A 12800-nucleotide genomic window follows, 5' to 3' on the forward strand; every position below is an offset into this window, starting at 1 on the left:
TTATCGACGATTCTTGGTGCCGCGCTCGGCAGCGCGCTTGCCGCTGCCTGGCTGACGGTCCCACAGAATTTTGCTGCGGCCCGCGCTGGTGAGCGCGGCCAAGCCCAAGGCCAGATCCTGCGCCTGTGCCATCACATCACTAGCGGCGTCGGCTGCTGCGGTATTGCCCGGCTCGGCCGCGGCTGCCGGGGCGGCAGGCTGCGGCTGGGCTGGGGTGTTTTCCGGTGCAACAGGCGCGGCAGAGGATACCACATCACTACCAGTTTCAACGGCAGGCGCGGCCGTGGCGGCAGGTGTTTCCGGCTGGGCAGGTGCGGCCTCAGCGGCCGGGGTGTCGTCGGTTTCCGGCTCGGCCTGCGTGCTCAGCACCACGTCCTGCATGGCTTGCTGGGCTGGCGTGGCTGCAGGTGCCAGCTCGACCTCCACCGTGCTAACCGGCGGCAAGCTGCCCTGCAGCGGCTGGGTAGCGGTAAACAGCACATCGCCCAGTGTGGCGACAGACACCACCGGCTGCGGGCTATCCTGCTCGCCCTCTTCTGCCTGCTGGCCGCTGGCGCTACCGCCGGCTTGCGTGCGGCCAACCATGTCCTGGCCGGCGCCGGTCTGCTGGCTAGCCTGGCTGCCATTGGCCGTGCTGCCGGCAGGAGTGCTACCGGCTGCCGTGCTGCCGCTATTGGCCAGCTGCAGCGCCTGCACCACTTGCTGGTCGGTGACTGGCTGGGCCACCAGGGTGGCACCGGCTACCGAGATGACGATATCGAAGCGGGCGCTACCGTCTTGCGACAGCACGGTAAAGCGGTCTTGCTGCTGGCTGCCGGCGGCCAGGCTGGCGTTAACAGCCAGCTGGTATTGCCACTGGCCATTGGCCGCCAGGCTCAGCTGGCCGTACACGCCTGCCAGGCTGCCTGCCTGCACGGCAGCTTCGCCCTGGTCGATGTCGCTAACCTGCAGCTGGCCGGCGGCCTGCTGGCTGCCATCTGCCTTCACGCTGCCCTGGCTGTCGCCACTGATCACCGCGCTGTGGTTGCCACCCGTTACCGCAATGCTCACGGTCGTCTGGCTGCCATCCACACTGGTCACCACAAAGGTCTCGTTTACCACCGCCCCTTTGGCCAGTGCGCTGGCGTCTTGCAGCTGGTACTGCCACTGGCCGTCTGCTGCCTGGCTGAACACACCGTAGCTGCCCTGGTAACGCTGCGCCACAAAAGCGGCCTCGCCGGCGTCGCTATCGCTGATGCTGAGCTGGCCGCTGGCCAGCGTGCTGCCGCCTTGCTGCACGGCACCGGCCAGTGCACCACCGATCACGGCGGCGTGGTTGCCACCGGTCACGGTGATCACCAGCTGTACGGTGCTGCCTTCGGCGGTACGTACAGTAAAGCTGTCCTGGCTGGTGGCCCCTTTGGCAATGCTGCTAGCGTCTTGCAGCTGGTACACCCAGCTACCATCGGCCTGCAGCTGCAGCTGGCCGTACTGGCCCTGGCTATTGCCCGCCACAAACACCGCTTCGCCGGCATCGATATCGTTTACCAGTAGTTGGCCGCTGCTGCTGCGCTGGCCGTCTTGCGCGACCGCACCCGCTAGCTGGCCGCTAACGCTGGCGGCGTGGTTGCCACCGGTCACGGCCACCACCACAGTGCTGCGGCTGCCGTCTGCGCTCTGTACCTGGAAGCTTTCCTGCACGGTAGCGCCCTTGGCAATGCTGCTGCCATCCAGCAGCTGGTAGGCCCAGCTACCGTCGGCCTGCAGGCTGAAGCTGCCATGCTGGCCGGCGATGATCTGCGCCACAAACACCGCCTCGCCCGCATCGATATCGCTGATGCTGAGCTGGCCGCTGGCCTGCTGCTGGCCGTCTTTGGCCACGGCGCCGCTTTGCTGGCCGGCGATCTGGGCGGCGTGGTTGCCGCCCGTTACGCTGATGCTCACGCTGCTGCTGGTGCCGTCTTTGGCCAATACGGTGAACTGCTCTGCCACGGTCTGGCCCTTTGCCACGGCCGCGCCATTGCTCAGGGTGTAAGACCAGCTGCCGCTGGCATCCAGCTGCAGGGTACCGTAGCTGCCTGCCTGGCTACCGGCCTGGAACTGCGCCTCGCCGTCGTCGGCATCGCTGATCTGCAGTTGGCCGCTGCTGCTGTGCGTGCCGTCTTGCGCCACGCTGCCGCTTTGCTGGCCACTGATGATGGCGGCGTCGTTCACACCGATGATGTCCACTGTCAGCGTGGTGGTGGCACCGTCTACCGTTTGCACGGTAAAGCTCTCGCGGCGGCTGCTACCGGCTGCCAGCGCCTGCACATTGGCGCTGAGCGCAAACTGCCATGCGCCGTCGGCCGACAGCTGCAGCGTACCCAGCTCGCCCACAAAGCTGCCCGGCAAGAACACGCTGGCGAGGCCCGCCAGGCTGTCTTGCAGGCGGCCGCTGCTGCTGGTGGCACCGTCTTCTACCAGGCTGGACAGCTGTGCCTGCGGTTGGTCGTTACTGCCGTTGATGGTGAGGGTGACGGTGGTCTGGCTGCCATCGGTAGTGGTCAGCACAAACACCTCGCTGCGTACGTCGCCGTCGCGCAGCGCTTGCACGCGGGCATTGCTGGCGGCGTCGTTGCCCAGGGTGTAGCGCCAGCTACCGTCCACCTTGACTTCCAGCTTGCCGAAGCGGCCTTGCTGGGTATTGCTGGCCGGGTCGAAGCTGGCCACGCCACCCGACAGCGCCGGGTAGGCAATACGGCCGCTGGCGCGGGTGCTGCTGTCTTCTGTCAGCGTGCCCTTGCCGTCCAGGTCACCTTCTACTGTGCCACTGCCGCCACCGTTTTGCGGTTTCACGTAGCCGCTGGCGGTCACGCCCATTTCGCCGTACTCGCCCAGCATCACCACGCTGACAATCTGGCGCACCAGGTCGGCCAGGCCGCTACCCGGGATAATACTGTGCTGCGGGTTGGCCGCATCCAGCTCTGCGCTGCCGGACAAGGTATCCACGCCGGAGCCGCCCAGTACGATATTGCGGCCGCTATTGGGCAGCACGAAACTGTCGCTGGTCAGCAGCGGGTCGGCGGCATCGCTGCCGGTGCTTTGCACCAGCTGCAGTGCGCCTGTGGCATCAAAGTTGGCCTGGGCACCGTCGCCGGCCACCACGCGCAAGGCTGCATCACCACCGCTCAGCGTGAGGGCGTCGCGGCCAAAGCCGCCAAACACATAGGCCGTACCGGCGCCGATATTCAGCGTGTCGTCGCCACCGCTGCTGTCGCTCTGTGTGCCCACGCGCACCAGCTTGCCGCTGCCGTCTACGGCAAAGGACACGCTGCCCGCGTCGCCAAAGGCAATATTGCGGTCGCCCGCGACGGTGAGCGATTCCACCTTGTCGCTGCCTGCGCCGCCAAACAGCAGCTTGTCGCCACTGCCCACGCGGATGCTGTCGTCGCCGCCGCTTTGCGGCTGGCTGCTTTCGGCAAACAGGTGCTGGTAGCCGCTAGCGGCACCGCTGCGGCGGTAGTCCAGGTTGTCACCGGACACCACGTCGCGGCTTAGCACGCTGCCCAGCACATTGATGCGGTCGCTGCCCATGCCGCCGGCCACGATATTGAAGTCGGCCATTACGCCGGCGATGGCATCACCGGTCATAGACACAGTAATGTCGTCATTACCGCCGGTAGACGGGTCGCTATCCAGCGTGCCAAACGAAGTCAGGCGGCCGGCAATATCAAAGATCATGCTGGCGTTATCACCCGCCACCGCGCGTTCGGACGCCAGGCTGGCGGTACCGCGCTGCGACTGCAGGCTGATGGTGTCGGCACCAAAGCCGCCCACCACCACCTTGTCTCCGTCGATAGTCGACACGCCCACGCCCAGCTGCAGTACGTCGTTGCCGCCCTGGGCAATGCCGCTGCTGCTGACCGAGGCCAGCTTGCCGCTGCTGCCAAAGCTCACATTGCCGCTATCGCCCAGCACCACGCCAAAGCCTTTGCCGGCGGTGACTTTGTCGGCGCCCTGGCCGGCAATCACCACGTGCTCGCCATGCGTCAGGGTCAGCGTATCGCCCGCGCCTTGCTCTGGCAGCAGGCTGCCCACGCTGGTCAGTGCAGCGTTGCGCCCGCTGTGACGCTGCAGCTGGCCGTTATCGCCCAGCAGCACGGCATTGACCGAGGCACCGTAGACCGACAGCACGTCCTCGCCCATCCCGCCTACCAGCTGCGCCTCGCCCAGCTCGCCGGCTATCGCCCCGGTGCTGCCGATCTGCAGCGTATCGCCGCCACCGGTCACCGCGGTTTGATCCAGCGTCAGCAGGGACACCAGGCTGGCCGCCTGGCGCGCCACGTCGCCCTCGCCCGAGAACAGCAGCTGGGCGTTGTCGCCCACCAGGGTGCGGAAGGCGTTTTCGGTGCTATTGACCTGCACCCCGTCGCGGCCGTAGCCGGCGATCACGGTGATGTCACCATCGCCCAGGGTGAGCTGGTCGTCGCCGCCAAAGCCGATGTCGGTGCTTTCCAGCTTCTGCAGCTGCTGGCCACCGGCCGCGTCAAACACCACACGGCCAGCATCGCCCAGCGCCAGCACGCGCTCTACCGCGCTGCCTTCGCGCACGGTTTCGGCCACGATGCGGTCGTTGCCGAAACCACCCACGATCAGCTTGTCGCCTTTGCCGGTGCGAATCTGGTCGTCGCCACCCAGGCTGGCGGCCAGGCTGGTGGCCGACAGCACACCATAGCCCAGCGGTTTGCGACGCAGCTCGCCGTTGTCGCCAAACAGGATGTCCTGGCTACGCGCCACGCTGCGTACCACGATCTGGTCGGCACCCATGCCGCCAAACACCACTTGCAGGCCCAGGTTGGCCGCCAGGTCTTTCTGGCCCAGGCTGATCACGTCGTCGCCGCCGGTGGCGGTAATGGCATCGGTGGTCACCAGGTCGGTCAGGCCGCTGCGCGCGTCGTAGCTGAAGCGGGCATTGTCGCCTGCCACAAAACGGCCCTGGCTACCGGCCAGGTTGTCTTGCAGGTCCAGGCCGGTGACGGTAGCCGGGCTGCTGGACTGCGGCAGGCCGGTGGCATCAATATCGATCACATCGGCACCAATGCCGCCGATCACGTGCTTGATACCGTCGCGCAGCAAGATACGGTCGGCACCGCCGATCACCGGGTCGGTGCTCTGCATCTCGCGCAGCATGCCGTTGCGCGCCACGCTGTCGTAGTTCAGCTCGCCGTTATCACCCACCACCAGCTGTGCGCCATCGCGGGCGTACAGGGTGTCGGCGCCAAAGCCGCCCAGCAGCACCTTGCCACCGTCGCCGCTGGCCAGAATATCGTTGCCGCCCTTGTCGTTTACCGTGCTCTTGACCTGCAGCATCAGGTTGCGCTGGCCATTGCTGGCGTCGGCGGCGGTACGGTGGATTTCGCCGTTATCGCCCAGCAGGATGTCCTGGCTGGTGGCGGTGCCGCGGCGAATTTCACCGGTCACCGGGTCAATCTCGGCGCTCACCAGTACGGTGTCGCTGCCCATGCCGGCTATCACCATGTTCAGGCCGATATCGCTGGCCATGCCGCTGCTGGCGATGGTGATCTTGTCGTTGCCACCGGTGGCATCGGCCACGTCGGTGCTCACCAGGTCGGTCAGGCCGCCCAGGGTGTCGAAGCTGAAGATGGCGTGGTCGCCGCTGATGTAGCGGTAGTTGGCCGCAGCCGATGCCGCCGCACTCACGGTGATCACGTCGGCACCGGCACCACCGGCCAGTACGGCATTGCCGGACTGCAAGCTGATGCTGTCGGCGGCACCGGTGGTTTCGCGCACTTGCGCGTCGACGCTTTGCAGCAGGTGGGCATCCTTTTTGGCGCTGCCAAACACCACCTGGCCGCTATCGCCCAGCACCACATTGCGGCTGCCGGCGGCGTCGTTGATGCTGACGCTGTCGGCACCGGCACCGGCGATGACCACATTGCTGCCGCTACCCAGGGTAATGGTGTCGGCCTCACCTTGTTCGTCAAAGCTTTTGCCCACACTGGTTTGCGCGGTCAGGGTCAGGCGGGTATCGGATTTCAGCGTAAAGCTGCCCAGGTCGCCCAGCACCAGGCTATTGCCGTTGCCCAGCGTGATGCTGTCCTGCCCCAGGCCGCCCAGTACCACATGGTTGCCGTTGAGGCCGACGATGGTGTCGTTGCCGCCACCACCGTTGGCCGTGGACTGCGCCTGGCTGGCGTCGCCGTCTTTCAGCTCGCCACGGGCTTCGAACGCCAGGCGGCCAAAGTCGCCTACCACGGTGTCGTCACCGCCACCGGTGTAGAAGCGGTCGGCACCGCTGGAACCCATCAGCACGTCGTTGCCGTCGTTGCTGTCCAGGCCGCCGATCAGCACTTGCGCGCCCGGCAGGTCGCCCAGCTTGGCGTTCTGGATGGTGGTGCCGTACCAGGTCCAGGCACGGCTTGGCAGCAGCTCCCACGCCGGCTTGCCGGACACCAGCTCGACCAGCTTGCCGCTTTCTTTCATTTTCAGGGTATCGGCTACCAGCAGGTCGTTGCCTTCCATGCCCACCAGTACGTCGTTACCCTTCATGCCCAGCATCACGTTCTGGCTGGCATCGCCTACCAGTACGTCGTCGCCGGCGCCACCGATCATGGTGTGGAAGCCGCGCACGGTGACCTTGGCCGCCTCGTTGGTAAAGCGGCTTTCCGACGGCACGTCGGCCAGCGGGCCTTTTACGGCCGCCGGGATGGTGTAGGCACGGCCGCTTTCGTTGATGCGCACGCCGCTGTTGTACTGCGACAGGTCCAGGATATTGCGGGCACCGGCTTTTTCGTTGCCGCCGGACACACCAACACCACGGGTGGGGCCGCCGTAGAGGCTGTTGGTAATGGCGGCCTGGTTGGCAAACACGAATACATCGCTATTGCTGCCGCCAATCAGGTTTTCCACGCCCAGGAAGCGGAACAGGCGGTCGCCAAAGTTATTGTCGCCATTGGCTTTGCCGGCGGCGGTATTGGTGATGACACCTTCGTCCAGCGCCTCGTCAGCCGTGATCAGGCTATCGAGCTTGGCAGCGGCTTTGCTGCCCATACCGGCCTGCAGTGCGGCGACGTCTTCGGCCACATTGCTGACATTGATATGCAGCATGGCGTCTTCGGCCGACATGTCGATGGTGTCGTCACCCTGGCCACCCACAAACAGGCCCACTTCGGTGACAGCATCGAAGGTCATCAGGTTGCTGCCGGCAGACACGTTCAGGCCAGCGGTATCCAGTACCAGGCTGCTGGCCACGGCCGAGAAGTCGAACACGTTGGCCGCACCGCCGCTATCGTCGTCGTGCACGGTGGCGCTGGCCCAGTTTTCCAGGAAACGGTAGCTATCGCTGCCGCTGCCGCCGATCATCTCGGTACTGCCTCCGCGCGCCAGCAGCAGGTCGTTACCGGCATTGCCACGCAGCGTGGTGGTACCGGTACCGCCGATCAGGATATCGTTCTGGGCACCACCAAGAATCTGGTCTTTGCCAGCACCGCCCACCAGCACGGCCTGGATGGTTTTCAGGCCGCTGGCGTCGATAATGTCATTACCCTTGCCGGCGTAGCCCAGGATGCGCTTCACACCGCTATAGGTCTTGACGTACTCCACGCCGTCCAGCGTGGCGGTGATTTCGATCTCGCCGTTACCGATTTCCTTGATGACGAATTTCTCGTCGCCGTCTTCGATATTGCGGTTGATGCGGTCGCGGGCCTGTTTGTCGATGTCGCTGCCGTAGGTGGCGTCCACGTCGATCAGGTTGGCACCGTCAAACGAGCCCATGTGCAGCACCCAGGTGCCGTCGCCGTTGTCGTCGGACGCCAGAATCGGCATGCACGGTGTCGGGGTCCACTGCAGCTCGAACAGGTCCACTTCCAGCAGCGTCTTGTCGAACACGGTGGCCCAGCCAAACAGCACAAACAGCTTCACGTACACGTCCACGTACAGCGAGCCGGCAATGCTGGCCTCTACCACGTTCAGCGGGTTGCACATCAGGGCATTGATGATTTCCTTGGCGCGGAACTTGCCGTCATTGGCGCCCGGGCCTTCCTCGTCCCAGAAGTCCACTTCGCCTTTCAGCTTCAGGCCTGCTTCGATACCGGCGCGCAGCACACCGGCGTTGAATTCACCGTAGATGGCCAGCTTGGCCAGCACGTCGATTTCCGGCAGATCGATACCGTTCTTGAAGTTATCGCTGACATAGAAGCCGTCGAAGATATCCAGCGCATTACCCGAGTCGATAAACTTGATGATGCCGCTGGTATCAAAGCCCAGCGTCAGGTTCACCGCAATATCCAGCGAACCGCGCATGCCCACTTTCAGGCCCGGGAACACAAAAGCCCCGACATCGATCATCACGCCCACGCCCAGGCTAGGCGGGGTGTAGGTCACCAGGTCTACCGGCTTGCCCATGATCAGGTCCAGCACTTTGGACAAGTCTTGCAGCAGCGGTATCTTGAAGGCGTTATTCGGGTTGTTCAGCTTGTCCAGGAAGCCTTTGGTGCCGCTGGCACTTGGCGTCTTGGCCGGGGTGCTGCTACCACTGCTGGCTGCCGGTTTGGGTGTATCCAGCGCCTTGTTCACGTCCTGGGTCTGGCCGGTGAGCGACGCCCCTTTACGGCTGGCGGCATTGGTCAGGTCGCCTGCCAGGTTGAACACGCGCCCTACCGGGATAATCAGGCCTTCGGCGTCTACCGGAATGCTGTTGAACAGCTCCATCATGGTGACAAAGGTCTTGATGAACTCGATACGCTTGTCACCCTTGCCCAGGTCGGAAGCCAGGTCCAGCAAGCTGTAATTCTTGCCTGCCAGCTTGGACAGGCCCGGAATCGGCGTGGTGAGGCCATCGATAATCGGCTGCAGCGGCTTGGTAATGCTCTGCACCTTGGACACGATCGGCCCCAGGAAGTCGCTGAAGAAGCTGCCGACATCAATGCCCAGCTCGGTAATCCACACCTGCGGCGAGGTGGTGAACAAGCTGTCGTAGCCAATGGCCGCCGGGTTGTTCTTCAGGCCCCAGGTCAGGTGGAAGTCGGCCACCAGGCGCGGCAGTACCTTGCTGCCTTCGATGGACAGGTCCATCTTGAAGTTGGCCTGCGCCTTGCCGGTGACTTCGGACTTGAACAGGTCGCCAAACTTGCCGCGCGTCATCTCGCCAAAGGTGATGCGGCCATCGTTGCTGCCGGCACGGTCGATCATGTCGATGGCAAAGCTGCCATGGAACCAGGTGCGCGAGCCGATATCGCCGCGGTTGCCTGCGTCAAACAGGCCGCCGGCACCATCCTTGGTGTACGGGGTCAGTTTGCTGGCGTCAGGGCCGACAATAGCGTTGCCGTGGTCGTCGGTAAGCTTGCCTTGCAGGAAGAAGATCTTCGCTGTCATCGAGGCCGGCTGGGTGCTGTCTTTGAGCTTGGCGGCATCGGCCGACAGGGTCACGGCCTTGCCGGCAAACTTGTCACCCGCAAACACTACTTTGTGGCCGGTCACCTTCTTGGTGGCCGGGTCGGCCTGCGCGGTAACCGTAATGCCGGTGTACGACTTGCTGACCGCCTTGTTCAGCGCTGCCTGAATCTGGCTGGCCGACGCGCTGCGGCTGATGGCCGCCGTGGTGTAGGTCTTGCTGCCATCGCTAAAGCTCAGCGTGTAGGTGCCGGCATCGCCTTTGGTAAAGTTGAAGCTGCTTTCCGTGGCGCCATTGGTTACGTCCAGCTGGCCACCGCCGCTGCCGATCAGGTAGGCATCAAAGCTGATGCTGATCTCTTTGACCGTCTGCGCTTCGGTGAGCTGCCACGGGTTGAGGATTTCCGGGTTGGCCGCGGTGTACGCCGCTTGCTGGTCTGCCGCTACCACGTACTGCCCATCCGGCAGGCCGGCCTTGCCGGCCATATTGCTGACCAGGTACAGGCCGTCGGTGGTGTTCACGCCAAAGCCCAGGTAGAAGTCCCAGCCCAGATCCAGCTGTACGCCGCCTTCCACCTCTAGCGACAGGCCCGGCAGACCCATGTCGAACGACAGGTCGATATCGCGCGACAGCAGGTTCTGCCCCAGGTGCATGCGGAACTGCAGCGCCTTGGCTTCTTGCAAGGCGTCGTGGCCTGCCAGAGTGTTGACGACGTCACCACCCTTCTTGTCGCCACGCTTGTCGTCCTTGGTACCGGCCAGGGTGTAGCCCAGGCGTGTACCATTGGCCACATTGGCCAGGCCCATGGCCAGGAATTCCACCACGATGTCGTCGGCGGTAATCAGGCTGTCGCCGTTGTAGTCTTTCAGGAAGTTCAGGAACGGGTTATCGCCGGCAGCCTCACCCTTTTCCAGCCACTGATCCAGCGACGCGGCCTGAATCTTGCCGTCGCCGTTACTGTCATTGGTAAAGGCTTCAAACAGCACCTGGCGCAATGCGTTGTCCATGCCGCCGTAGGTGTCTACCGTGCTGTTCACAAAGTCGCTGATCTTGGCAATCACACTGCTACGGAAATCACCGACAAACTGCGTGCCCTTTTTCAGCTGGCTGCCAATCAGCGGCAACGGCAGCGAGGCCATGGCGTCCAGGCTCTTCTGGATACCTTTCAGTGCGTAATCGATGCCGTCAATGATGATGGCCGGGTTGCGAATCAGCTGGATCAGCGGGTTTTTCAGCGCCATCACGCTGTAGACCTTGTCCAGGTTTGGCAGCGCGTAGTTGATGATCTTAGTGGCGTCGTATTCGCCCGCAGTCTTGATCTGCGCCGAGCTGACCGCCACACCTTGCAGCATGGCCTGGGTCAGGGCTTTCAGGCTGTTGATGCGGACTTCGACATTGCCCACCTGATAGGTGCTTTCCAGGCCCGGAATCAGTACCTGGCCCAGCGCTACCAGCTCGCTATCCAGCTCTACGCTGGCGGGCAACAGCACGCTGGCGGTACCGTCAAAATCCACCTCCAGGTCATTGAACAGCGTACCGAACGGGCTGGCTTTCAGCTTGGTGGTGTCGGCGCTTACCGTCACCATCTTGCCGGCCAGGGTAGCGCCGCCAAAGCGGATGCTGAAACCGCCGTAGTTTTTGTCTACCACCACTTCGATACCGCTATAGCCTGCGCCCAGCGCCTGGTTCAGGCGGGTTTGCAGCTCGGTGGCGCTAATGTCGTAGGCCAGGTTGGCCGCAACATAATTCACCCCGCCAGCGCTGAACTTCAGATCAAAGGTGCCGCTGCTGCCGGCCACCACCGACACGCGCGCCACGGTGGCGGTTTGCAGGCCGCTCGGGTCTTTACCCGCCACCACCGGCACCACGGCTACCGCGCCCTGGTGGGTCAGCTTGGCGGTATTGGCGGTCATGGCCGCCACGGACTTGCCGGCCAGGCCACCGGCAAAGCGTACGTCCCAGCCCTGGGCCAGGTTGGCCGCATTGTGGGCGGCCACGCTAACAGCTACCGCCACCTCGCCTACTTTCACCGCCGCCAGTTTGGCGCTCAGCGCGCTGGCCACGTCGGCAGCGCTGGCGTTCCAGGCGATGTCGTCGGTGGTGTAGGTTTTGCCGGCGATCTCTACCGACAGGGTAAAGCTGCCGCCCGAGCCGCTAGGTACGCGCACCCACTGGATGGTATCGGCGCTACCCAGCGCGGCCTCGCCGGCTTTCAGGGCGTGGGCGGTCACGGTAATGGTCTTGCCGGTGAGCGCAGTACCGCCCAGGTTCACTTTCCAGCCCTGGCTCAGGTCGGACGGGTTCACCGCCGTCACACTCACGCTGCCCTTGATGGCTTGCGGGCCAAAGAACAGCGCTTTTTCCAGCAGCGCCTGCATGGCGTCGGCGTCATAGCTGCGGCTAAAGCTGTCGGTGTAGAAGGTGCTGCCCCCTACCACCAGCTTCAGGCGGTAGGTTTCATCTGCCGTCGAGGCGGTATCGTCGGCTGCCGGCACCAGCTTGATGACCGCACCGCCGGTATTGCCGCTAATGCTGAAGTTGGCCGCAGCATCCTGCCACTGCAGTGCCACGCTATCGCCCTGCTGCAGCACGCTTACCGCCACGGCAGACGACAGATAATGGCGGCCGTCGCCATGGCCGGCACTGCCGGCGGCTTCGTCGTTCAGGTACAGGCCGGCACGGGCCAGTACGCTGGCGATACCGTTGCTGATCTTCAGCGACAGCGGCCCCAGGCCGGCGGCAAAGTTCAGGTCCTGGCCATCGACCTCCAGCCCCAGCTGGGCAAAGGTGCCTTTGTCGTCTTTGTAGTTATCGGCGGTGCCGTTATTGTCGTGGTCAAAGACAAACAGCTCGCCGGAATCCAGGTCTACACCCAGCGCGATATTCAGCATGGCGCTGGATTTCAGGCCGATCTTGGCGCTGCCGCCCACATCGGCCAGCGTGCTGACCGCCCCCATCAGCTGCTTCACGGTATCGCCGCCGATCAGGTCGCCCAGTTTTTCCAGGTCCATGGCCAGCGAGAAGTTCTGGTCGGCCAGCTTGATCACGTACGGGATGGTAATGGCCAGGGCATTGGTCTTGGCGTCGTAATCGATATTGATGCCGAACACGTCCGGGCGCGCCGCGTCGTAAATCGGCATGCCAAAGCTTTCCGACAACACCTTGCGCAGCTCGGTCACGCCCTGGGCCGGGTTGCTGCCCAGTTTGTCCAGCGCGTGCGCCAGCGCAGACGCCACGTCCAGCATGTCGTTGACGCTGCGGTCGATCAGCGGAATGTTCTGGTTCAGGAAGGCAAAGCTGTCCATCTGGCCCAGCAGGTTGCCCACCATTTTCAGGCCGTCGATCAGCTGTACCCACGACAGCTTGCGCAAACCCATCAACACGTCGGCACCGGTTACGCGCACGTCTACCGCGTCTTTCAGGCTGCTCA

Annotated in this window: 1 protein-coding gene (only partly in view); it reads right to left on the reverse strand. The window is 64.0% G+C overall.

Annotated features, from left to right (window positions below; all coding sequences use genetic code 11):
* A protein-coding gene (locus FLQ44_RS07060; RefSeq protein WP_147693783.1) for a VCBS domain-containing protein crosses the window boundary here: on the reverse strand, positions 1-12800 show its end. 16513 nt of this gene lie beyond the right edge of the window; the window shows 12800 of its 29313 coding nt (coding positions 16514-29313); the start codon falls outside the window, past its right edge; it ends in the stop codon at positions 1-3.

Origin of the sequence: Vogesella mureinivorans (assembly GCF_007644035.1) — a bacterium.
Classification (GTDB): domain Bacteria; phylum Pseudomonadota; class Gammaproteobacteria; order Burkholderiales; family Chromobacteriaceae; genus Vogesella; species Vogesella mureinivorans.